23 protein-coding genes are annotated in these 21,837 nt (G+C 73.6%); 7 read left to right on the top strand and 16 right to left on the bottom strand.

Going from position 1 to position 21,837, the window contains the following annotated elements; translation table 11 throughout:
• Positions 1-43: 43 nt before the first annotated feature.
• From ACIQPQ_RS09160 to ACIQPQ_RS09150, 3 genes are all read right to left on the bottom strand, one after another.
• Positions 44-505: an Lrp/AsnC family transcriptional regulator gene (locus tag ACIQPQ_RS09160; RefSeq protein WP_401301737.1), complete on the bottom strand. Its 462-nt coding sequence runs from the start codon at positions 503-505 to the stop codon at positions 44-46.
• 90 nt (positions 506-595) lie between these two features.
• Positions 596-1,249: a glyoxalase gene (locus tag ACIQPQ_RS09155; protein ID WP_401301734.1), complete on the bottom strand. Its 654-nt coding sequence runs from the start codon at positions 1,247-1,249 to the stop codon at positions 596-598.
• Between the two features lie 69 nt (positions 1,250-1,318).
• Positions 1,319-1,729 (bottom strand): VOC family protein, encoded by a 411-nt coding sequence (locus ACIQPQ_RS09150; RefSeq protein WP_401301731.1) that lies wholly within the window; start codon positions 1,727-1,729, stop codon positions 1,319-1,321.
• 145 nt (positions 1,730-1,874) lie between these two features.
• Between ACIQPQ_RS09150 and ACIQPQ_RS09145 the strand changes: the two genes are divergently transcribed.
• Positions 1,875-2,171 (top strand): hypothetical protein, encoded by a 297-nt coding sequence (locus ACIQPQ_RS09145; protein ID WP_401301728.1) that lies wholly within the window; start codon positions 1,875-1,877, stop codon positions 2,169-2,171.
• A gap of 155 nt (positions 2,172-2,326) precedes the next feature.
• Here the strand turns inward: ACIQPQ_RS09145 and ACIQPQ_RS09140 are convergent, their stop codons facing one another.
• Together ACIQPQ_RS09140 and ACIQPQ_RS09135 are read right to left on the bottom strand one after the other, a co-directional pair.
• Complete coding sequence (locus tag ACIQPQ_RS09140) at positions 2,327-3,184, bottom strand: ergot alkaloid biosynthesis protein (RefSeq protein ID WP_401301725.1); 858 nt, start codon at positions 3,182-3,184, stop codon at positions 2,327-2,329.
• The gene (locus tag ACIQPQ_RS09135; protein ID WP_401301722.1) at positions 3,181-3,621 is read right to left on the bottom strand and encodes a nuclear transport factor 2 family protein; all 441 of its coding nucleotides are present in this window, start codon (positions 3,619-3,621) and stop codon (positions 3,181-3,183) included. Before ACIQPQ_RS09135 ends, ACIQPQ_RS09140 begins: the two co-directional genes overlap by 4 nt.
• A gap of 110 nt (positions 3,622-3,731) precedes the next feature.
• On the opposite strand from ACIQPQ_RS09135, the gene ACIQPQ_RS09130 reads away from it, so the two are divergent.
• On the top strand, positions 3,732-4,328 hold the full coding sequence (locus ACIQPQ_RS09130; protein ID WP_401302671.1) for a TetR/AcrR family transcriptional regulator: 597 nt from the start codon (positions 3,732-3,734) through the stop codon (positions 4,326-4,328).
• Between the two features lie 277 nt (positions 4,329-4,605).
• Here ACIQPQ_RS09130 and ACIQPQ_RS09125 read toward each other — a convergent pair whose 3' ends face one another.
• From ACIQPQ_RS09125 to ACIQPQ_RS09110, 4 genes are all read right to left on the bottom strand, one after another.
• Positions 4,606-5,304 (bottom strand): TetR/AcrR family transcriptional regulator, encoded by a 699-nt coding sequence (locus tag ACIQPQ_RS09125; RefSeq protein ID WP_401301719.1) that lies wholly within the window; start codon positions 5,302-5,304, stop codon positions 4,606-4,608.
• A gap of 51 nt (positions 5,305-5,355) precedes the next feature.
• Positions 5,356-6,093 carry an SDR family oxidoreductase gene (locus ACIQPQ_RS09120; RefSeq protein ID WP_401301716.1) on the bottom strand — a complete coding sequence of 246 codons (738 nt, stop codon included), beginning with the start codon at positions 6,091-6,093 and terminating at the stop codon, positions 5,356-5,358.
• Positions 6,094-6,353: 260 nt separating this feature from the next.
• Complete coding sequence (locus tag ACIQPQ_RS09115) at positions 6,354-7,244, bottom strand: SDR family oxidoreductase (RefSeq protein ID WP_401301714.1); 891 nt, start codon at positions 7,242-7,244, stop codon at positions 6,354-6,356.
• A gap of 227 nt (positions 7,245-7,471) precedes the next feature.
• Positions 7,472-8,329: an alpha/beta fold hydrolase gene (locus ACIQPQ_RS09110; RefSeq protein WP_401301711.1), complete on the bottom strand. Its 858-nt coding sequence runs from the start codon at positions 8,327-8,329 to the stop codon at positions 7,472-7,474.
• A 156-nt stretch (positions 8,330-8,485) separates the two neighbouring features.
• Here ACIQPQ_RS09110 and ACIQPQ_RS09105 point away from each other — a divergent pair, with 156 nt between their 5' ends.
• Positions 8,486-8,938, top strand: a complete 453-nt coding sequence (locus ACIQPQ_RS09105) for a MarR family winged helix-turn-helix transcriptional regulator (protein ID WP_401302670.1) — start codon at positions 8,486-8,488, stop codon at positions 8,936-8,938.
• 22 nt (positions 8,939-8,960) lie between these two features.
• Here the strand turns inward: ACIQPQ_RS09105 and ACIQPQ_RS09100 are convergent, their stop codons facing one another.
• Positions 8,961-9,992 carry an NAD-dependent epimerase/dehydratase family protein gene (locus ACIQPQ_RS09100; RefSeq protein WP_401301709.1) on the bottom strand — a complete coding sequence of 344 codons (1,032 nt, stop codon included), beginning with the start codon at positions 9,990-9,992 and terminating at the stop codon, positions 8,961-8,963.
• A 197-nt stretch (positions 9,993-10,189) separates the two neighbouring features.
• On the opposite strand from ACIQPQ_RS09100, the gene ACIQPQ_RS09095 reads away from it, so the two are divergent.
• Complete coding sequence (locus tag ACIQPQ_RS09095; RefSeq protein ID WP_401301707.1) at positions 10,190-10,810, top strand: TetR/AcrR family transcriptional regulator; 621 nt, start codon at positions 10,190-10,192, stop codon at positions 10,808-10,810.
• A 225-nt stretch (positions 10,811-11,035) separates the two neighbouring features.
• Here ACIQPQ_RS09095 and glpK read toward each other — a convergent pair whose 3' ends face one another.
• The 5 genes from glpK to ACIQPQ_RS09070 form a co-directional block, all read right to left on the bottom strand.
• Positions 11,036-12,553: a glycerol kinase GlpK gene (gene glpK / locus ACIQPQ_RS09090; protein WP_383777321.1), complete on the bottom strand. Its 1,518-nt coding sequence runs from the start codon at positions 12,551-12,553 to the stop codon at positions 11,036-11,038.
• A 24-nt stretch (positions 12,554-12,577) separates the two neighbouring features.
• A complete protein-coding gene (locus ACIQPQ_RS09085) occupies positions 12,578-13,423 on the bottom strand; it encodes an MIP/aquaporin family protein (protein WP_383777319.1) in 846 nt (281 codons plus the stop codon).
• A 191-nt stretch (positions 13,424-13,614) separates the two neighbouring features.
• Entirely contained in the window at positions 13,615-14,109 is a 495-nt protein-coding gene (locus ACIQPQ_RS09080; protein WP_401301703.1) for a lamin tail domain-containing protein, read from the bottom strand.
• Between the two features lie 113 nt (positions 14,110-14,222).
• On the bottom strand, positions 14,223-16,604 hold the full coding sequence (locus tag ACIQPQ_RS09075; RefSeq protein WP_401301701.1) for an MMPL family transporter: 2,382 nt from the start codon (positions 16,602-16,604) through the stop codon (positions 14,223-14,225).
• Positions 16,601-17,227 carry a class I SAM-dependent methyltransferase gene (locus ACIQPQ_RS09070; protein ID WP_383777316.1) on the bottom strand — a complete coding sequence of 209 codons (627 nt, stop codon included), beginning with the start codon at positions 17,225-17,227 and terminating at the stop codon, positions 16,601-16,603. The genes ACIQPQ_RS09075 and ACIQPQ_RS09070 overlap by 4 nt, the downstream gene beginning before the upstream one ends.
• Positions 17,228-17,496: 269 nt before the next feature.
• On the opposite strand from ACIQPQ_RS09070, the gene ACIQPQ_RS09065 reads away from it, so the two are divergent.
• From ACIQPQ_RS09065 to ACIQPQ_RS09055, 3 genes are read left to right on the top strand one after another with little or no spacing between them, the layout of a single operon-like run.
• On the top strand, positions 17,497-18,672 hold the full coding sequence (locus tag ACIQPQ_RS09065; protein ID WP_401301697.1) for a sensor histidine kinase: 1,176 nt from the start codon (positions 17,497-17,499) through the stop codon (positions 18,670-18,672).
• On the top strand, positions 18,669-19,346 hold the full coding sequence (locus tag ACIQPQ_RS09060) for a response regulator (RefSeq protein WP_401301694.1): 678 nt from the start codon (positions 18,669-18,671) through the stop codon (positions 19,344-19,346). The genes ACIQPQ_RS09065 and ACIQPQ_RS09060 overlap by 4 nt, the downstream gene beginning before the upstream one ends.
• Before the next feature lie 45 nt (positions 19,347-19,391).
• On the top strand, positions 19,392-20,297 hold the full coding sequence (locus ACIQPQ_RS09055; protein ID WP_401301691.1) for a phosphorothioated DNA-binding restriction endonuclease: 906 nt from the start codon (positions 19,392-19,394) through the stop codon (positions 20,295-20,297).
• Between the two features lie 35 nt (positions 20,298-20,332).
• On the opposite strand, the gene ACIQPQ_RS09050 is transcribed toward ACIQPQ_RS09055, so the two are convergent.
• Positions 20,333-21,517, bottom strand: coding sequence for an RCC1 domain-containing protein (locus ACIQPQ_RS09050; RefSeq protein ID WP_401301688.1), 1,185 nt, complete (start codon positions 21,515-21,517; stop codon positions 20,333-20,335).
• Positions 21,518-21,837 lie beyond the last annotated feature (320 nt).

Raw genomic sequence — 21,837 nt, 5'->3', positions numbered from 1 at the left:
CCGTCGGCACGGGCCCCCGGCGTCCGGGCGGCCCCGCCCGGACTCACTCCGGGACGTCCCAGGTGAACCGGTGCACGTGGATGCCGAAGTACGGGAACGACTCGACCTCCCGCACCCCGGCGAGCGGCCGGACCCGGTCGTTGACCAGGCCGTACAGCTCGTCCATGTCCCGGCACACGACCTCGGCGAACAGGTCGAAGGAGCCCGCCGTGGCGACCAGGTAGATCACCCCCGGAATCTCCTCCAGCGCCGCGATCACCTCCTGCGGCGCCGTGGCGACCCGGATGCCGAGCAGCGCCATCACGGGCAGCCCCAGGCGCATCGGGTCGGTCACGGCCGCGAACTGCATCAGTCCGCTCTCCGTCAGCCGCTGCACCCGCGCCCGGACGGCCGGGGCCGACAGGCCGACCTCCCGGCCCAGCTCGGTGTAGGAGGCGCGGCCGTCCCGTTGCAGGAGGCGGATCAGGACCCGGTCGACCGAGTCCAGTTCGATGCGGGCCGCCACGAGTCCGCCTTTCGTCCGTCGGGTCGCCCGGTCGGGGAGCGACGACGGCGACCGTACCAAGCGGTACGGCGGGTACGGCGGCGCGGTCGGTCAGGCCGTGCGAGGCGCGGTCGAAGGGGCTGCCTCGGTGGCGGCTGCGGGGGTGGGCTCCCAGACGAAGCCGTCCGGATCGGTGGCGGGTCCGGCCGTGGCGCCCAGGACGACCCGGTGCGAGCCGGTGCCCTCCTCGGGGACGCCGAGGTCCTTGGCGAGCGCCCGCCGCCCGTACAGCGCGAGCCGCACCGGGCTGTCCCCGGCGTCGAACTCGACGTACTTGCGGCCGAAGCTCTTCGCCACGGTGAGGCCGTGCTCGACGTGGAACCGCTTCGTCTCGGCCACGTCCGTGGCGCCGAGGAGGAGCACGACGGCGTCGATGTCGCGGGTGGCCGGTCCGCTGTCCCGCTTCGCGGAGGTGGCGACCTTGCAGAGGGTGCCGTCGGGGGAGCGGACCACGCCGCCGTAGCCCCAGAAGGACCTGGCGCCGGGCTTGACCGCGGTGCCGCCCGCGGCGACCGCCGCGTCGAGGAACGCGTCGACGGTCGCCGGGCGCGCCACGGTGAGCGCGAGCGCGAAGCCGCGGAAACCGGACGTCGGCGCGTCGGAGGCCCGCAGCCGGACGACGTGGTCCAGGCCGAGGGCGGCGTAGAAGGGCTGGGCGGCCGTGACATCGGCCGCTTCGACGGTGACGGTGGCGAGTGAGGTCATGTCCACCACGCTAGGACCGGCCCGCCCGCCACCGCTTCTCGATTCCTGACCGGTCGGGCCCGGCCGGGCTCAGCGCACCTCCTGGATGCGGACCATGTTGCCCGCCGGGTCGCGGAAGGCGCAGTCCCGCACCCCGTAGGGCTGTTCGGTCGGTTCCTGGACGACCTCGGCGTCGCGCGCCCGGACCTTGTCGAACACGTCGTCGAGGTTGCGGGTGGCGAGCAGGATCCAGCCGTACGTCCCCTTGGCCATCATCGCGGCGACGGTCCGCCGCTCGTCGTCGGTGACGCCGGGGTCGGCGGCCGGGGGCGCCAGCAGGATGGACGTGCCGGGCTGGTCCGCGGGCCCGACCGTGATCCAGCGCATCGCGCCCCGGCCGACGTCGCTCCGCACCTCGAAGCCGAGGACGTCCCGGTAGAAGGCGAGGGAGGTCTCGGGGTCGTCGTGCGGCAGGACCGTGGTGTGAATGGTGATGTCCATGCCTGTCACGGTACGGGCGGCGGCCCCGCGTCCGCTTCCCGAAGCGTCCGCTGGCGTGCTCTGGAGTTCCCCCGATCTCCGCCTGGTTCCCGAGTTCCCGCGAGTTCACCCGGTGGTGGAGGAGATCCGGGGTATCCGGCCTGGCATGGCAGCCACCATTGATCACGCCGGAACGGTTCGGTCCGTACGACAACTGCGTCGCGTGCGCGTCTTCTACGCGGGCGGCGCCCTGCTGTGGGCGGTGTCCACCGCGTGGGTCGGGTGGGTGGAGCCCGGCAGTCGCCAGATGTGGGTCTCCGCTCTCCTCCTGCTCCTGTTCACCGGGCTCTGGTCCGTGTCGGCCTACTGGCTGGCCCGGCAGGCCGCCCGCGCACACCGACCCGCCCCCGTCCACCACGCCGCCGGTCACCGCCGGGCCTGGCGCCGCCACGCGGGAGCCTGAACCACGGCGCGCCCGTCGGGGCGTACCGGTCCGTGTGGGTGACGTGGTCCACGACCTCGTCACCCACACGCATGTCAGCCCCCCGATCACCGCTCAGACGCTCTGCTGCCCGGCGGGGAGGGCTCTCCAGCAGGGAACGGCTGCCCGGCGGGGAACTACTGCACGGCCCTGACCAGTTCCCGTTCCGCGACCTCCCCGAAACCGGTCGGGGGCCGTCCGGTGATCCGCTCGACGGTGTCGGTGACGCGGTCCTCGGCCCCGCCCGCGATCGCCACGTCCATGTCGGCCAGCAGCGTCGCGAACTCCCCGGGCATGCCCGCGGCCAGCCGCTCCCGCAGCTCCTCGTACGTCAGACGGTGGTGCACGACGCTCCGCCCGCCGACCTCGGTGACGATCGCGGCGACCTCGTCGTGGCTGAGCGCCTGAGGGCCGGTCAGCACCAGGTCCCGGTCCGGGGCGTGGACGTCGGTCAGCGCGCGCGCCGCGACGGCGGCGATGTCCCCGGCGTCGACGAACCCGACCCTGCCGCTCCCCGCGGCGGTGCGCAGGACGCCCTCCTCGCGGATGCCGACGGCGTGCGGGTGGGCGCCGGTGAAGTTCTGCATGAACCACGAGGGCCGCAGCACCGCCCACTCCCCGAACAGCTCCGGCAGCGCCGCGTGCACCGCCCCGACCGCCGGTCCGCCCGCCGGGATCGCGGAGGAACTGAGCAGCACCGCGCGCCGCACCCCGGCCGCCCGCGCCCGCTCCAGGAACGGCAGCATCACGGCGGCCGGATCGGGATCTCCCACCGGCGGCACCAGGTAGACCCCCGCGGCCCCCGCGAGGGCGTCGTCGTGCGTCCCGGGGTCGTACCAGTCGAAACGGACCCCCTCCGCACCCGCCACCGGCACACCCCGGCGGCCCGCCGCCCGCACCCGGTGCCCGGCGGCGGTGAGCAGCGCGGCCGTCCGGCCGCCGGTGGTGCCGGTGGCCCCCAGGACGAGGACCGCCCCGCCGTCGTCGTACGTCATCGCTCGCCGCCCTCGGTGAAGTCCACGCCCGGTTCAAGCACGGCCAGGGGGTTCCAGTAGTCCCGGTAGGACGTGAACCGCCCGTCCTCCACCGTCACGACGGCGATGTACGTCATGTCGAACGCCCCGCCGGTGCGCACCAGACGGCCCACGCCCCGCATCTCCACCACGACGACCCGCGGATCGGCGGTCTCGTGAAGACGCAGGTCGGGGAAGTCGTGCAGGTCGATGTGGTCGGGGTAGGACCGGATGTACGCGTCGATCGCGTCCCGGCCCGTCAGCCGGTCCGGCCACCCCGGCGGCGCGAACGGGAACTCCATCACCCCGTCCTCGGCCCACAGGCCGACCCAGCCGGACATGTCCTTGTCCAGGAGCAGCCGCAGGCTGTGGCGGAAGAGGTCCGACGGCGAGATGGACGTGTGCGTGGTCGCGGGCATGACGTTCTCCGTCCCGTACGATACGGACCTGTGGTCCGCTTCTGCCGTGAAAGATACGGACCGTCGGTCCGGATCGCAAACTGGAGGAAGCCATGCCCGCCACGCCCGCCGTGCCGGAGCGCAAGCCGCGCAAGGACGCGGCCCGCAACCGGGCGGCCGTCTTCGCCGCCGCCGACGCCCTCTTCGCGGAGTGCCGCAGTCCCGAGGACGTGACCATGGCGGACATCGCGGCGGCGGCGGGCGTGGGCAAGGGGACGCTCTTCCGCGCCTTCGGGGACCGGACCGCGCTGATCCGCGCCCTGTGCGAGGCGCGGCTCGCTCCCGTCCGGGAGGCGGTCGAGTCGGGCCCCCCGCCGCTCGGCCCGGACACCCCGCCGCGCACCCGCGTCCCCGCCCTGCTGGACGCCGTGCTCCGCTTCAAGCTGGACAACCGCCATCTCGCCGTCGCCCTGGAGGCGGCCGGAGCCGACAGCCCCTACCAGGCCGAGCACTACGAGCGGTGGCACGGTCTCCTCCGCGACCTGCTGGAACGCGTCCCCGGCCTGCCCGAGCCGGACTTCACCGCCCACGCCCTGCTCGCCGCCACCCGCGCCGACCTGGTCACCCACCTCACGGCCGGCCTCGGTGGCCCGGGTGTGCCGGACGAGGAACTCCGCGCACGGCTCGCCCGGTTCACGGAGAGGGTGCTCGGGGCGCCGGAGGAGTGAGGCGCGAGCGAGTCACCGCCGCCGGGCCGCCACCGCCGCCAGGTCACTGCCACCAGGGCACTGTTGCCGGGCCACCGCCGCCGGGTCCGCGGCTGCTGTGCCGGTCGCCGGGCCGGGCGGCCACGGGGCTTCCCAGCCAGTCGGCTCCCGGCCGTCCTCCACCTGACGGTCCTCCGCCTGACCGTCCTCGGCCCGGCCGTCCTCTGCCTGGCTTTCTCTGCCCGGCCGGCTGGTCCGGCCGATCGGGCCGGTCAGCCGATCATCCCGATCACCCCGGTCAGCCGGTCCGTTCGGGTGTGGCGATGTGGGCGAGCCACTGCCCGAGCAGGGCCGACTCCGCTGCCGTGAAGGGGGCGGGGGTCAGCGCGTTGAGCGCGGACAGGAGGGTGGTGGCGGCTGCCTTGCGGGTGTCGTCCACCGTGGTGTCGGGGGCGGTGTCGAGCAGGATGTCGCGGTGGATCGCGTCCCGTACCGCGGTCGACAGCGCAGCGTCGGGGTACAGGGCGGGCCGGGTGATCAGGGCGAGGGAGACGCCCGTGTTCGCGGCCATGATCATGCGGGCGGCCTCCTCCGGGGTGGTGCGGAGCCTTCCCTGTGCGGCGAGGCGTTCGAGGTCCTCGCGCAGGATGCGCATCGCCTCCGCCGCCGCCGCGGGTTCGGACCGCAGGGTCGGCGAGAACATCAGCTTGTACGCGTTGGGATGGGCGAGCGCGAACGCCGTGTGGCTGTCCCAGCCCGCCCGCAGGTCCTGGAGGGGATCGTCGGACTTCTCGGCGGCCCGCTTGCTGCCCAGGTAGAGGTCCCAGACGTGGTCCACGGTCGCGGACAGCAGGCCGGCCTTGTCGGTGAAGAACCGGTACAGGACGGGCTGCTGGACCCCGGCGGCCTCGCAGACGGCGCGGGTGGACACGTCACCGCTGGGGGACTGGGCCAGCAGGGCCGCAGCCGCTTCGATAATCGCTGATCTCGTATCCATGCGGCCAACGATAACCATGGCGGTTCGACCACTGTCGCCGGTGGCCGGCCGTCAGGCGATGCCGCCGTTGGAGAACAGGACCTGGCCGTTGATCCATCGGGCCGGACCGGCGAGGAAGGAGACCGCTTCGGCTATGTCCTCCGGGGTGCCCAGGCGCTCCAGCGGGGCCGCCTTGGACAGGTTCTCGATCGTGGCCTCGTCCTTGCCGTCGAGGAACAGCGGGGTCGCGGTCGGGCCCGGTGCCACGGCGTTGACGGTGATGTCCTTGCCGCGCAGCTCGCGCGCGAGCACCAGCGTCATGGCCTCGACGGCTCCTTTGCTCGCCACGTACGCGCCGTAGGCGGGGAACTGGAGCCGGGTGACGGACGTGGAGAAGTTGATGATCGCGCCGCCGCCGCGCACCCGCCGTGCCGCCTGCTGGGAGACCACGAAGGTGCCGCGGATGTTGGTGCGGTGCATGCGGTCGAGGTCGTCGAGGTCCAGGGTCGCGATGGGCGCGAGGACCATGATGCCCGCGGTGTTGACGACGACGTCGATGCCGCCGAAGGCCGCCTCCACCGCGTCGAAGGCGGCGGACATGTCGTGTTCGTCGGCGACGTCGCCGCCCACCGCGACGGCCCGGCCACCGGCCGAGGTGATGGCGGCGACCGTTTCCTCGGCCTTGGTCTTGTTGCCCGCGTAGTGCACGCCGACGGCGATGCCGTCCGACGCCAGACGCTCGGCGACCGCCCGGCCGATGCCGCCGGAGCCGCCCGTGATGAGCGCGACGCGCGCGGTGTTGTCGTTCATGACCTGCTCCTTGAGTGCTGTGGAGGGATGCGAGGTGAGGTGAGGAAGGGGGGCTTCTGGTCGGTGGTGGCGGGTCGGTCCTCGTCGGTGAAGGCCCACTGCCGGACAGCGCTTCAGGGACATCACTACGGGACAGGTTGCTTCATTCCGGCGGTCCCCGCAGCCGTGTCGACCATCACCGCTAACGCCTGTGCGTTTTCAACGGTAACAGCAAAGCTGTATCACTGACAACCTTTTTTGGAAATCAGCGGTACTCGGCGTCAGGTGCCTGCCGGGTGCAGCAGGTCCTCCAGGCCGAGGCGCTGGTAGAACTCGGTGCGGATGCGGTCGGCGACGACCGAGACCTCCTCGGAGCCGTCGTTCGCCGGGTCGACGTGCGTGCGGAACGGGCGCCGACCGGCGGGCAGGTTCACCACGCGCACGATCTCCCGCGCGACGTCGGCGACGTCCGCGTCGGCCGGGGCCAGGGCCGCCAGGCGGGTGCCGACCTGCTCCATCAGGCCGCCGTACCGGGCCTCGTACGCCGCGACGGTGTCCTCGTCGGCCGGGTGGCCCGCGCTGGCGAAGTGGTTCGTGCCGGAGGTGAAGGCGCCGGGGACGACGATGCTCGTCTCGATGCCGAACCGGGCCAGCTCGGCCGCGTAACTGACGGCGAGGGAGTCCATCGCGGCCTTCGCGGCGAAATACGGGGCCAGGTACGGCGGGGTGCCGCCGCGGCTGCTGGTGGAGCCGACCCAGAGCACCAGCCCGCTGCCCTGGGCGCGCAGTACGGGAAGAGCGGCGCGGTTGACGCGCTGCGTTCCGAGCACGTTGGTGTCGTAGACGGCGCTGATCTCCTCCGGCGTGAACGCCTCGGTCGGACCGACCACCAGGTGACCGGCGTTGTGGACGACGACGTCCAGACGGCCCGACTCCCGCACGACGGTGGCGATCGCCGCGTCGGCGCTCTCCTGCGACAGGACGTCCAGCTCCACGACGCGCAGGTCGACGCCCTCCTTCTCGGCGTGGTCCCGCACGGCCTGAGCGCGTTCCGCGTTCCGCCCGTCGACGGCGCGCATGCTGGCGTAGACGGTGTGGCCGGAGTCGGCGAGGGCGCGGGCGGCGAGGGCTCCGAATCCGGAACCGGCGCCGGTGACGATGACGACGGACATGACGAGCACTCCTTCGGCCGGCCGGGCGGACTGGCCGCCTCGGCGTGAGGGGAGCGGGTGCTGCGTGGGCCCCGGTGCGGTGTGCCGGGGAACCTCCGCGCTCCCTGTTTCGTCGATAACAGTTGCACGGTATCGCCGAAAATGCAATCGTCGATAACCTAAATCTGATGTCAGCGATTACAAGGAGGTGTTGCCGCTTGTCCGAGCGTCCTTCAGATCGGATCAGGTCAGGTCCGGGTCGACCTGAGGCGGGTCTGCGCGGGGCCGGTCCCGAGGTCGCGCAGGAACTCCGTCACCAGTGCCGTGAACTCCTCCGGCCGCTCCAGGTGGGGGTGGTGGCCCACGCCCTCGATCGTCACCGACCGGCCGTCGCGGACCGTTCGGGCCAGCCGGGCGCCCTCCTTGATCAGCTCCGGCGCGTCGAGCGTGCCGTTCACGGTGAGGACCGGCACGTCGATCCCCGGCACCCGCGACCAGGTGTCTGTCACCGGGACGTGGACGTTCTCCTCGTCCGGTGTGTGCTTCGACAGGGTGTGCAGTGCCATGGTGCGCAGCAGGTCTTGGGCGTCCGGGCCGAGCGCGTCGACTGTGCGGTGCTCGCCCGCCGCGGCCCTGAGGAACGCCGTGAGCCAGCCCTCGATGTCACCGGCCGCCAGCGTCCGCCCGAACTCCTCCTGGATCGCCAGGTGCCACGGGTTGGTGTACGTGAACTCGCTGGTCGACGCCCCGGAGACGAGAACGCCCCGCACCAGTTCGGGGTGCTCCAGCGCCGTGTCGGTGGCGATGGCGCCGCCCATCGACACGCCGACGAGAGCCGCGGGCCCCGCGTCCAGGTGGCCCAGGAGCGCGGCGAGGTCGTCGGGCCAGCGGAACGGCTCACGCGCGTTCGCGGAGAACCCGAAACCGCGCGTGTCCGGCACGACCACCCGATGGTTCCGGGCGAGCGCCGGTATCTGGGCGGCGAAGGCGCGATGGTCGGCGAACCCGGGGTGCAGCAGCACCACGAGATCGCCCTCGCCCGCGTCGACGTAGGCGAGTTCGCCGTCGGAGGACGCGAAGGGGCGGAGATCGAAGGAAGAAATCATGACAACCAAGGTGTCATCTCGACTGTAACTTGGCAACCAAGGTGTCATGATGGTCGGGTGACGGACAGGGGCGAGGGATTCGGCCGCGACGACGGCCACCGCAGCGGCGCACGCGGGGGAGCGGCGGCGGCCCGGCCGGGCGGGGGTGGCGACCCGCTGCCGCCGGACGAGCTGGGCCACCGCCTGACCGAGGTGTTCGACCTGGTCGGACCGCTCTACCGGCGCGTGCAGCGCAAGGTCGAACAAGGAGAGGCCGTCGAGGGGCTCTCCGTCGGCGTACGCGCCGTGCTGGACCTCCTGCACAAGAACGGGCCCCTGACCGTTCCGCAGATGGGGCGGGCCCAGGCGATCAGCCGCCAGTTCGTGCAGCGGATGGTCAACGACGCGGCCGGGCACGGCTGGGTGGAGAGCGTGCCCAACCCCGCGCACCAGCGGTCGTCCCTGATCCGGCTGACGGAACCGGGCCGCGCGGTGATCGCCTCCGTCCTCGCCCGCGAGCACCTTCTGCTCCGCCAGGTCGGCGGCGGCCTCACGGACGCCGACGTGCGGGCGTGCGTCCAGGTGCTCGGCCGGATGCTCGACCTCTTCGACCACGTCGACGTCAACTGACCCCGCCCGCCGGGGCGTCGGCTCAGGGCCGCTCCACCGCGCCGTGCGCGATCAGGCTCTCCGCGCAGTCCAGGACGGCCTCGCGTGCCGGGCGCGGCCGCCAGCCCAGGACCGTACGCGCCTTCTCCGTGCTGTGCCGGTTGCGACGTCCGAGCGCGGGGGTGATCTCGCGCAGGGACGGGTCCCGGTAGCGGGCCATGAAGCGGACGACGGAGTCGGGGACGCGACGCGTGGAGACGCGCGAACCGTCCCGGCCCAGCCCCTCGCGCAGGATGCGGGCCATGTCCGCCATCCACAGGAACTCACCCGTGGCGAGGAAGCGTTCACCGGCCGCGGCCGGGGAGGTCATCGCCCGCAGGTGCGCGTCGACCAGGTCGCGCACGTCCACGACCTCCAGGCCGATCCGGGGCACGCCGGGCATCTTCCCGGAGAGCATGCGGGCCACGATGCCCACCGAACCGAGCGTCTCCGTGCTCAGCACGGGCCCGAACACGGCGCCCGGCAGCACGGTGGTGAGTTCCGTCGTACCGCCGTGGTCCGCCATGAAGTCCCAGGCCGCGCGCTCCGCCAGGGTCTTGGAACGGCGGTAGGGGATCAGTGTCGGGTCGTCGGGATCGGTCCACAGGGTCTCGTCCGTGACGCCCTCGCTCGCGTACGACGACGGGCTCGCCGCGTTGGCCGCCGACGTCATCACCACCCGCCGTACCCCGGCCGCGGTCGCGGCGCGCAGGACGCGGAGCGTGCCGTCGCGCGCCGGGGTGATCAGCGACTCGGGGGAGGCCCCGGCGGTGACACCCAGCGGGGAGGCGACGTGCAGCACGTGGTCGACGTCCTTCACGGCCGCGTCCCAGCCCGCGTCGGAGGTCAGGTCGGCGACGGCGAAGCTGAGCCGCCCGCCCGGGTCCAGCTCGCCCGACACGGCGTCGACCACGGAACGCTCCCGCTCGGGCGTGCGGACGGTGGTGCGGACGTCGTAGCCGCGGCGCAGCAGTTCGGTGACGCACCAGCCGCCGATGTAGCCGGTGCCGCCGGTGACCAGAACCAGCTCGGACATGGCAGTCCTCCAGGGAGTGGGGGTGTGTGGGAGAATGAAACGGAGGCCCCTCCATAACGCTTCCCAACGTAGCGGAGGGCCCTCCGTTTCGCAACGCGTGCCCTCCCGCCGAGGTGCAGCCGCGTCCGACACGCCCCCCGACACGCCCGTGCCGCCCCGCCCGCACCCCCGGTCCGCCGAGAGGAAGAACCGCGCCCGTGACCCCGCCGCCCGCGAAGCCGACCCGCAAGGACGCCCTCAGCAACCGGGAGCGCATCCTCACCGTCGCCCGGGAGGCGCTCACCGCCTCCGGCACCGCCTCCCTCACCGCGATCGCCCGCGACGCAGGCGTCGGCATCGGCACGCTCTACCGCCACTTCCCGACCCGCGAGGCACTCGTCCTGGAGCTGTACCGGACCGAGATCCAGCAGCTCATCGACCGGGTCCCCACGCTCCTCGCCACGCATCCGCCCCTGGCGGCGATGCGCCGCTGGTTCGCCGAGGTCGCCCACTACGGCCGCCTCAAGTTCGGCGTCGCCGAGGTGATCCACGCCGCCACGAACGACGGCCGCGACGACGAGAACTACGACCCCTTCGTCCGGGCCATCGGCCTGCTGCTCGACGCGGGCGCCGCCGACGGCACCCTGAAGCCCGGCCTCGACCCCGAGGACGTCCTCCTCCAGCTCAGCGTGCTGTGGCGGCTCGACCCGGCGCGCGGCGGCGAGGAGCGCGCCGAACGCATCCTCACCCTCATCGTCGACGGCCTCCGCGCCGACCCCCACCGCGCCGACCCGGCAGACGGTGCGGGAACGCGCGCGGCCGGTGACGCCGACGGATGACCGTCGCACGTCACCGGCCGCCCAGGGCCTGTCTGACCATTCCCGTCTGCCGCGTGACGCCATGCACGCACTCCCGCCGCACCGGGCGCGGACCCGAGTACGTCCAGTACGAGGGTCCACGCCCGGCACGCCGAGAGCACGCACCTGACGCCGCGCGGCCGCCCTCCGGGCGACGACGGGAAGGGGCAGACAGGCCCTGAACGCCGTACCGGCCGGACCAGGACGTCAGGGCACCTTGACCCAGTCGAGCGTGCGCTCCACCGCCCGCTTCCAGCCGTCGTAGCCCTCGGCGCGCTGCTCCTCGGACCAGCCGGGGGTCCAGCGCTTGGACTCCGCCCAGTGCGTGCGCAGTTCGTCGGTGTCCCGCCAGAAGCCCGTGGCCAGGCCCGCCGCGTACGCGGCGCCGAGCGCGGTGGTCTCGGCGACGACCGGCCGGCTGACCGGGACACCCAGCACGTCGGCCTGGATCTGCATGCACAGGTCGTTGGCGGTGACCCCGCCGTCCACCTTGAGCACGTCCAGATGGACCCCGGAGTCCTGCTCCATCGCCTCGACGACGTCGCGGCTCTGGTAGCAGATCGCCTCCAGCGTGGCGCGGGCCAGGTGCGCGTTGTCGTTGTAGCGCGCGAGGCCGACGATCGCGCCCCGGGCGTCCGAGCGCCAGTAGGGCGCGAACAGGCCCGAGAACGCCGGGACGAAGTACATCCCGCCGTTGTCCTCGACGGTCCGCGCGAGCTTCTCGCTGTCCGCGGCCGTCTTGATGATCTTCATCTGGTCGCGCAGCCACTGCACCGCCGACCCGGTCACCGCGATGGAGCCCTCCAGCGCGTAGACGACGGGGCTGTCGCCGAGCTGGTAGGCCACCGTGGTGAGCAGGCCGTGCTGCGAACGGACCAGTTCCGTACCGGTGTTGAGCACCAGGAAGTTGCCGGTGCCGTACGTGTTCTTCGCCTCGCCGGGCCGGAAGCAGACCTGGCCGACGGTCGCCGCCTGCTGGTCGCCGAGCACCCCGCCGATCGGGATGGCCGAGCGCAGCGGCCGGGAGGTGCGGGTGACGCCGTACGCCTCGCGGTGCGAGGAGGGGTTGATGGTCGGGAGCATCGCCCGGGGGATGCCGAAGAAGCCGAGCAGCTCGTCGTCCCAGTCGAGGGTCTCCAGGTCCATCAGCATGGTGCGGGACGCGTTGGTCACGTCGGTGGCGTGGATGCCGCCGTCGGGACCGCCGGTGAGGTTCCACAGCACCCAGGCGTCCGTGTTGCCGAACAGGGCGTGCCCCTGCTCGGCGGCCTCCCGGACGCCGTCGACGTTCTCCAGGATCCACTGGATCTTGCCGCCGGAGAAGTACGTCGCGGGCGGCAGCCCCGCCTTGCGGCGGATCACGTCGCCCTTGCCCGAGCGCTCCAGGTTCGCCGCGATCGCGTCGGTCCGGGTGTCCTGCCAGACGATCGCGTTGTAGTAGGGCCGTCCGTTGCGCGGGTCCCAGACCACGGTCGTCTCGCGCTGGTTGGTGATGCCGATCGCCGCCAGGTCCTCGGCGGTGAGGTTGCCGTGCCGCAGCGCGTTCTGGATCACCGAGTTGGTGCGTTCCCAGATCTCCACGGGATCGTGCTCCACCCAGCCGGAGCGCGGCAGGATCTGCTCGTGCTCCAGCTGATGCTTGGCCACCTCGTTGCCGCCGTGGTCGAAGATCATGAACCGGGTGCTGGTGGTTCCCTGGTCGACCGCGCCGATGAAGTCCGCCATGATGTGCCGCCTCTCCGGCCGGGGTCAGTCTTTCGGTGCCGGGATGCGTCCCGGCGGCTCGGGTTCGGCCGCGGGCAGGAACCTGCCGATGAAGGCCTTGTAGATTCCCGCGCCCAGCAGACCGCCGACCAGCGGGCCGATGATCGGCACCCAGAAGTAGAAGTTCCCGTACTGATCTCGCCACGCCCCGCCGTATCCGGTGAGGAAGCTCGCCAGCCGCGGGCCGAAGTCACGGGCCGGGTTGATCGCGTACCCCGCGTTCGTGCCCCACGCCATGCCGATCGCGACGACGATCAGACCGACGATGAACGGGGCGAGGTTGGCGCCCGGCGGGGTGTTCAGGAGGTCCGTGACCGCGAGGATCAGCAGCAGCAGGATCGCCGTGCCGATGACCTGGTCGCGGAAGGCACCCCACTCGTGGACCGGGAGGTTGGGGTTGCCGTTGGCGGGGAGCGTGGAGAACACGCCCTGCGTCTTGATGGTGTGACCGGGGTCGGCCTTCGCCAGTGCCTCGGTGTAGTTCCACCGGACGATCAGCGCGGCCACGAAGGCGCCGAGCGTCTGGGCCACCGCGTACGGCGCGACCTTCTTCCAGGGGAACCCCTTGAACGTGGCCAGGGCCACCGTCACCGCGGGGTTGAGGTGCGCGCCGCTCAGCCGCGCCGCGACGTACACACCGAGCGTGACGCCCAGACCCCACGCCCAGGCGATGCTGTCGTGGTCGCCGAGACCGCCCGCCGGATCGGTGAGCGCGCCGCCCGCGACGACCTGGGCCACCACGCCACAACCGAAGAGAATCAGGATCATGGTGCCTGCGAACTCGGCGGACAATTCGCCGACCAGGCCCTTTCCTATATGCCGCTCAGCCATTGAAGCTCACCCTCCGCCGGCGTCCCTGCCGGCTGTCGGCTGCCCGAGCTTTTGATGCCAGGCTAGGTCGGTCGGGGCGAAAGCGCATGTACAGGGTGAAAGGTCGTTCACCGGGGCCCGTCTGAGCAGCGTGAACACGCGAAGAACGGCGGGAACCGGTGGGGCTCCCGCCGTTCTTCGCGTGCGGTGGATCAGCCGTGGTAGGTGATGTACCCGTTGCCGTCGGCGTCGTTGGCGCGCTTGGTGTACGAGTGGACGTCCGCCTTGGCGCCGCCCGGCTTCAGCAGGTTGATGGTGTCCTTGTCGTTGTTCCAGATGAAGTTGCAGTTCTGGCGGTAGACGACGTTGCCGGCGTCGGAGTCGGTGCCCTTGCCGCCGCGCAGCTTCACGTAGTCCCCGGGCTCCAGGGTGTGGTTCGCGGTGAACGTGAACCTGTTCCCGGCGGCGTCCTTGACGGCGTAGCCCTTCAGGTTCACCTTCGCCGTGCGCGAGTAGTTCTTCACGATCAGGTACTCGTTCTTGGTGTTGCCGCCCGAGCACCGGTTGGAGTCGGTGCCCGGGGCGTCGTACTGCACGCCCTTGACCTTCAGCGCGGACGAGTACTCGGCCGCCTGGGCCGGTGCCGCGAAGACGGTGGTGACGGTGGCCGCCACGGCGACTGCGGGCAGCGCGAAGCGCGTTCGCATGAGGTTCCCCCCTCAAGTGGTGCGGTTGAAGCGCCTGGAGCATAGCGAAATGTGAGGGAAGGGTGATCCTCTTGCATGATTTTCGTGCCGGATCGGGGAGCGCGGTGCGATGATCAGCCCCTCTGCGCGGCGGGCCCCGAGGCGGTCTCCGTGCCCGGCTCCCCCGACACGGGGCCGTCGCCGTCCGGAGCGGACCGATCGGACCCACCAGACCGAATGGATCGGTCAGCCGGGCCGGGCCGTCCAGCCGGGCCGGGCCGACCAGTCAGGTCCGTCGGGCCGGGCCCCACCCGCTGCTCCGGCCGCCCCTCGATGTGCAGCTCCGGCAGCCACCGGTCGAGCCATCGGGGCATCCACCAGTTGCGGCGGCCCAGCAGGTGCATCGTCGCGGGCACCAGCACCATGCGGACCACGGTCGCGTCGAGGAGGATCGCGGAGGCCATGCCGACACCGATCAGCTTCAGCACGATCTCCGTACTGGGCACGAACGCCAGGAACACCGCGACCATGATCGCCGCGGCGGCCGTGATCACCCGCCCGGTACCGGCCAGCCCCTCCGTCACCGACCGGGCGCTGTCCCCGGTGCGCAGCCAGGACTCACGGACCCGGCTCAGCAGGAACACCTCGTAGTCCATCGACAGGCCGAACAGCACCGCGAACATCAGCACCGTCACGAACGGCGGCAGCGGCGTCGGCGTGTCGATGCCGACGAGCCGCCCGGCCCAGCCGCCCTGGAGGACGAGTGAGACGACGCCGTAGGCGGCCGCCACCGACAGCAGGTTCATCAGGGCCGCCTTCAACGGCACGACGACACTGCGGAACGCCGCCAGCAGCAGGAGCATCGACAGCACGATCACCCCGGTGATCAGGTACGGGATGCGCCCGGCCAGGTCGTCGGTGCTGTCGATCGACGCGGCGCTCGCCCCGCCGACGTACACCCGCGCCCCCGTCCCGTCCGTCACCTCGGGAACCGTGCGGTCACGCAGGCGGCCCACCAGGTCGCCGGTCGCCTCGTCCTGCGGACCCGTGGCGGGGACGACCCTCAGGACCGCGGTGTCGCCCGCCGGGTTGACCAGCGGCGCCTGCACCGAGGCGACCCCGGCGGTGCCGGCGGCGGCCGAGCGCAGCGGGGCGAGCACCGCGTCGTCGCCCCGCTCGGACAGCTGCACGACGAGCAGCAGCGGCGCGTTGGCGCCGGGACCGAACCCGTCGGCGACCGCGTCGTACGTCTGCCGGGTCATGCTGTCGGACGGGTTGTTGCCCGCGTCGGGGAACCCGAAGCGCACCCCCGCGAACGGCGCGGCGAGGGCCAGCATGACCGCCGTTCCCGCCACGGCCGCCGCGATCCGGTGCCGCTGCACCAGCCCGCTCCACCACAGCCACCCCCGGCCCGGCCGGACATGCCCGTCCGCGTCCACCGGGGGCGTACCGGACCGGCGCCGGGGCAGCGGCAGCCGCAGCCGGTCGACCCGCCCGCCGAGGAAGCCGAGCAGCGCCGGGAAGAGAGTGGCGCTCGCCGCCAGCACGACGAGGACCCCGACGATCGCCACCAGGGCCGCGCCCCGCATGTAGGCGAGGCCCATCGCGAACAGGCCCAGCAGACTGACGACGACCGTCACCCCGGCGACCAGCACCGACCGGCCCGCGGTGTCCATCGTGGCCGCCGTGGCGTCCTCGGGCGCCAGACCGGCCGCCCGCGCCTCCCGGAACCGCGTCACCATCAGCAGCACGTAGTCGATGCCGATACCGATCCCCAGCATCGCGGCGAGCGAGGTCGACCACTCCGGGGCGTCCACCAGCCGGATCACCAGACCGGTCGCGAACGCGCTCACCGCGAGCCCGGCGAGCGCCACCACCAGCGGCAGCCCGGCGGCCACCACCGAGCCGAACGTCAGCAGCAGGATCACCGCCGCCACCGCGAGCCCGATCGCCTCGGAGCCGACCGGCCCGCCCTCGGCCGTCGCCACCGCCTGGCCGCCCAGGAAGACCCGCGTGCCGGAGGTGCTGTGCTCCCGCGCGATGTCCATCAACCGGGTGGTGTCCTCGACGGGCATGTCGGCGCCGTTCGCCACGTCGAGCCGCACCTCGGTCACCAGGGTCCGCCCGTCGGCGTCGATCGCGCCCGGCGTCGCATAGGGGTCCTCGACCCGGCTCACGTGCTCGGCCGCCCGCAGGTCGGTCAGCAGCTCGCCGACCGCGCCCCGCACGGCCCGCACACCGTCGTCCGCCCGCACCACGACGGTCACGACCGACCCGGACTGGCTGGCGAAGCGTTCCTCCAGCAGGTGCTGGGCCCGCTGCGAGTCCGACCCCGGCGCCGCGTAGTCGGCGGTGAACTCCCCGCCGAACGCCCGGGACAGCGCCAGCACCGCGACCAGCCCGGCCAGCCACGCCGCCAACACGGTATGGCGCCTGCGGTACGCCGTCCGGCCCACTCTCCCGAGCAGGCCCTCCGCGGCACGGGGACCGCCTCCTTCGACGGACGGTGGTGTCATGACGCTTCTCCCTCGGTGAGCGGTGCGACGGCCCCCGCGTACAGCGGGTCGGGCACCGGACGGCGGCAGTGGTAGACCAGGGCGGGCGGCAGGTTGTCCCAGACCGTGCGGCCGACGACGACCTCGTCGAACCGGTCGCGCAGCGCCCGCGACAGCCGCCGGGCCGGTGCCGTCCACCGCGCGTGGACATAGGCGAACGTGGTGAACACGCCGTGCGGCGGCAGGGCGGCGACCACCGCGCCGAGCACGTCGCCCTGCGCGCGCGGCGGGAACGCCGCCCACGGCAGCCCGCTCACGACGACGTCGGCCCGGTCGAGCCCCCGCGTCGCGAGGACCCCCGCCAGGTCGCGGGCGTCGGCCCACGCCACGTCCACCCCCGGGTGGGCGCGGGCGAGCCGCGCGGCGAACCGTTCGTTCACCTCGACCGCGACGTGACGGCCCCGGCCCGCCAGCCGCTCCTGGATCGCCGCGGTGAACACGCCCGTACCGGGCCCCAGTTCGACCACCACCGGCGCCCCGGACCGCGGCACCGGCACGGTCGCCACCCCGGCCAGGGACCGGCCGCTGGGCGCCACGGCCCCCACGGTCAGCGGACTTCGTACGAACTCCCACAGGAACGACACGGACGGAGGACCTCTCTCGTACGGGGAAGAACAGCGAGGGCGGCGGCGGAGGCCCGGCCGCCCCACGCGGGGGCGGCGGCCGTCCGGCGGGGGAGTGCACGGGCACGCCCCGGCCGCACCGCCGACGCTAGGTCCGGCGCGGGCCCCGGATCGTCCTGCGCGAAGCCGGTCCCGCGGCCGATGCGACCGGCCCGGCGGCGGCCGGAAGGAGGAGGCGGGGCGGCTGGTGGGAGGGGGTGCGGCCGAGCAGGCGGACGTAGGGTGAAACGGTGAGCGCATCCCAGCGGCGCCGCCCCGGACTGGACCTCCTGATCGCCGTCGTCGCGGCCGGGATCGGCGCGGCCACCCTCGTCACCGCCCCCTCCGCCGACCGGACGGCCACCCACTGGCTGCTCGTCGAGGCCGCCGCGCTCACCCTCGTCGTCGCCCGGCACCTGCCCCTCGTCGCCCTCGCGGTCGAACTGGTGCTGGTCGTCGTCGCCGACCTGACCCTGCCCGTCGGCACCTCCCACGTCGCGCCCATCGCCGCGGCCGTGGTGCTCGGCGTGGTCGCCCACCGGCACGGCGACAGGACCACCGCCGTCGCCTACGCCGCGACCCTCGCCGCCGTCCTGTTCAGCATCGGCACCGACCCGGACGGCCCGCTCTCCGGCGCCGACGGCGTCGTCCGGGTCCTGTCCGCCGCGCTCGCCGTCGCCGCGCCGGTCGCCTTCGGCCGCTACCTGGCCGCCGTACGCCAGGCCGCCGCCGTCGCCGAGGAACGCGCCCGCGACGCCGAGGAACGCCGCCTGGCCGAGACCCGCGCCGCCCGCATGACCGAGCGCGCCCGCATCGCGAGCGACCTCCACGACCTCGTCGCCCACCACGTCTCCGCGATCGCGCTGCGCGCCGGTTCCGCCCAGTACGCCGCGACCCACGCCCCCGACCAGGGGCAACGCCTCGACGCGGCCCTCGGCGGCATCGCGTCCATCCAGGCCAGCGCCCGCGAGGCCCTCGTCGACCTGCGCGGCCTGCTCCGCATCCTGCGCGACCCCGACCACCCCGAAGGGATCGTGGACCCCGAACGCATGATCACCGACGCCGTCGACCGCAGCCGCGCCGCCGGACTGCACGTCACCCTCACCCACGACGAGCGCGCCGCCGCCGTCCCGCTCGCCCCGCGCGTCACCGCCGCCCGCGTCATGCAGGAGGCCCTCACCAACGTCCTCAAGCACGCCGGACCCGGCGCCGCCGTGACAGCCGCCGTCCACGTCGCCGACGGCAGCCTCGTCGTCGACGTCGCCAACACGGTCCTGCGGCAGCCCGTCCCCGCGCTGCCCGCCTCCGGACACGGCCTCACCGGCATGCGGGAACGCGTCGAGGTGATCGGCGGCACCCTCGACGCCGGACCCGCCGTCGACGGCTGGCGGCTGCGCGTCGCCCTCCCCCTGGGAGACCGCCCGTGATCCGCGTCCTCGTCGTCGACGACCAGGCCCTCGTCCGGGCGGGCGTCACCCTCCTGCTGCGCACCGCGGGCGAGGACGTCGTCGGGGAGGCCGCCGACGGCCAGGAAGCGGTCCGGCTCGCCGAACGGCTGCGCCCTGACGTCGTCTTGATGGACCTGCGGATGCCCCGCCTCGACGGCATCGAGGCCACCCGGCGCATCCTCGCTGCCCGCCCCGGGACGCACGTGCTGATGCTGACGACCTTCGACGACGACGCCGAGGTGTACGGCGCGCTGAGCGCCGGGGCCGTCGGCTACCTCCTCAAGGACGGCGAACCCGAGGCGATGATCGACGCCGTCCGCCGCGCCGCCCGCGGCGAACCCCTCCTCGCCCCCGCCGTCCTGGCCCGCGTCCTGGCCCGCGCGGTCCGCGCCCACCAGGACACGGAGACCGGCCGGGGCGAGGGCACCGCCGCCGCGTCGGACTCCCTCACCCCGCGCGAGCGGGAGGTCCTCGCCCTGGTCGGCGCGGGCCGCTCCAACGCGGAGATCGGCTCCGACCTCCACCTCGGCATCACCACAGTCAAGTCCCACGTCGCCGCCGTCACCCAGAAACTCGGGCTGCGCAACCGCGTTCAGGCGGCCGTCGTCGCCCACCGCCTCGGCCTGGTCGACGACCGTTTCCGCGTCCGCTGACCCCGCCCGCCCGACCGGGGACACCGGTCGCTACGCTCACCGCCCATGGACTGGCTGGAGCGCACCACGCGGCTGAGGCAGTGGACCCGCAGCGGCACCCGCGCCCCGCACAAACCCCTCCTGCTCCTGTACGCCCTCGGCAGGTTCCACGCCGACCCGGACGCCGCCCTGCACTACACCGCCGTCGAGCGGGACCTCGGCCGCCTCCTCACCGAGTACGGGCCGCCGCACCGTACGTCCCCCGCGTACCCCTTCCACCACCTGGCCGCCGACGGCGTGTGGGAGGTTGCCACCGATCGCGGACCCGGCAGCCCCGGCACCGGGGTGCGCGACCTGCGCGCCGCGGACGCCCGCGGGCGCCTCGCCCCCGACCTGCGGGCCGCCCTGCGCCGCGACCCCGACCTCCTCGGCCGGATCGCCCGCGCCCTGCTCGACCGGCACTTCCCGCCGTCCCTGCACGGCGAGCTGAGCGAGGCCGTCGGACTCGACCCCGACGCGGCCGGGCCCCGGCCGCTCACCGCCGCCCGCCGCGCCCGCGACCGCCGGATGCGCGAACGCGTCCTCACCGCCTACGAGTACCGGTGCGCGTTCTGCGGCTACGACGGCCGCGTCGACCACACCCCCGTCGGCCTGGAAGCGGCCCACGTCCGCTGGTGGGCGTTCGACGGACCCGACGACGTCGACAACGGGCTCTGCCTCTGCTCGCTGCACCACAAGCTCTTCGACAAGGGCGTCCTCGGCATCGGGCCGGGCCACTGCGTCCTGGTCTCACAGCGCTTCGTCGGCCACAGCGACACCGCCCGCCGGTACGTCGTCGCCCTCGCGGGCCGCCCCCTGACCGGCCCGCAGCCCGGCGCCCGACCCGTCGCGGAACCGCACCGCGCCTGGCACACCGCCGAGGTCTTCCGCGGCGAGCCCCGCCCGGCCGCCGACACCGCCCCCGCAGACTGACAGCGGGCCGGGTCCGCTGTCAGCGCAGGGAGTGGCTAGCGCGTCCCCGCCACCAGAGCGTGCCGCCCCGACACCTCCAGCACCGGCCCCGGCAGCGGCACCCGCACCGGCTTGCCCGTGCCGTCGGGCGCGTACGGGCCGAGCGCCAGCCCCGAGCCCCAGCCCCACACGTCGCCGTCCGTGTCGATCGCGTACCCGGTGAGCTGGAACGCCGAGACACGACGGATCGGCGGCAGCCCCGTCACCCGCACCGGGCGCGCCACCGCGTGGTCCTCGCCGTCCCCGTCGCCCAGCGACCCGCTCGCGCCCCGGCCCCAGGCCCACACCGCGCCCTTCCGGTCGAGTGCGTAGGCGACGTCCGAACCCCCCACCACCTGCACGATGTCGTCCAGCCCCGGCACCAGCACCGGACGTCCGGTCTGCCCGCCGAGCGGCTCCACCCCCAGCAGGCCGTGCGCGTTGTTGCCCCACGCGCACACCCGCCCGTCGGCCTTCAGCGCGACGACGGCCCCGCCCGCCGACGCCACGTCCACCACCCCGGACACCCCGTCGATCCGCCCCAGCACGGTGCCGTCCCGGTCCCCGAGCACGTCGGTGACGTTGATGCCCCACCCCAGCACCGTGCCGTTGCCGCGCAGCGCGAACGCGTTCAGCAGACCGGGCCCCATCCCGACGACCCCGCCCACCCCGTCCATCCGCTCGGGCACCGACACCCCGCCGTTGCCCTCCCGGCGCCCGCCCCGCACCAGGAACTTGTCCGAGCCCCACGCCATCACCCCGCCGTCGCGCAGCACCACGTAGAACGTGGGACCGCTGCTGTACACGGCGTGCGCGCGCTCGATGCCGGGCACCCGGCGCGGCACCGCCTCCCGGACCCGCTCGCCCGAACCCCGCCCGAGCGACCCCTCGACGTTGGTGCCGTACGACCAGACACTCCCGTCGGCGCGCACGGCCACCGTGGTCCAGCCGCTGTCGGCGACCGAGACGACATCGGTCCAGCCGGGCACCGCCCGCTGCTCGAACGGCTCCTCGGGCGCCCCGAACTGCGGCCCCCACGCGTACACGGTGCCGCGCGGGAGGTCCCGCTGCACCGGCCGCGCGGACGGCCCGTCCGGGCAGGCGGGCGCGGTGAGCACCGCCCGGTCCGCCTTGCTGCACCCGGCGAGTCCGAGAACGGCGGCACCCGCCACCAGCACACGCAGCCAGGACCTGGCAGCCATGGGACGCTCCTGTCGGGAGGGACCCGGCCCACGGCGGGCGCCGTGCGACCGGGTGGGTGGACCCTGTCACCCCCACTCTGGCCCGCCGAAGCCCCCGCCCGGCAGCGCCCTCGTGCTCACCCGCCAGGCCCGCCGCACCCGGTCCGTCTGAGTACCCGCACCCATGGCGCCCTGAGCGACGACCCCCACCCGGTCGTCCGCCCGGCACGGCGGACCGCCCGGACGGGGCCGATTCAGAAGCCGCGCCGCTCAGTTCCATGACCGTGGCTTGTTGGACTTCACCACCGAACTGGCGCACAGTGGACGGCGCCCCTGACCAG

The sequence above is a fragment of the Streptomyces sp. NPDC091281 genome, from assembly GCF_044757425.1.
Classification (GTDB): domain Bacteria; phylum Actinomycetota; class Actinomycetes; order Streptomycetales; family Streptomycetaceae; genus Streptomyces.
The sequence above is the reverse complement of the archived record's forward strand: the minus strand, read 5'-3'. Positions and strand labels throughout refer to the sequence as shown.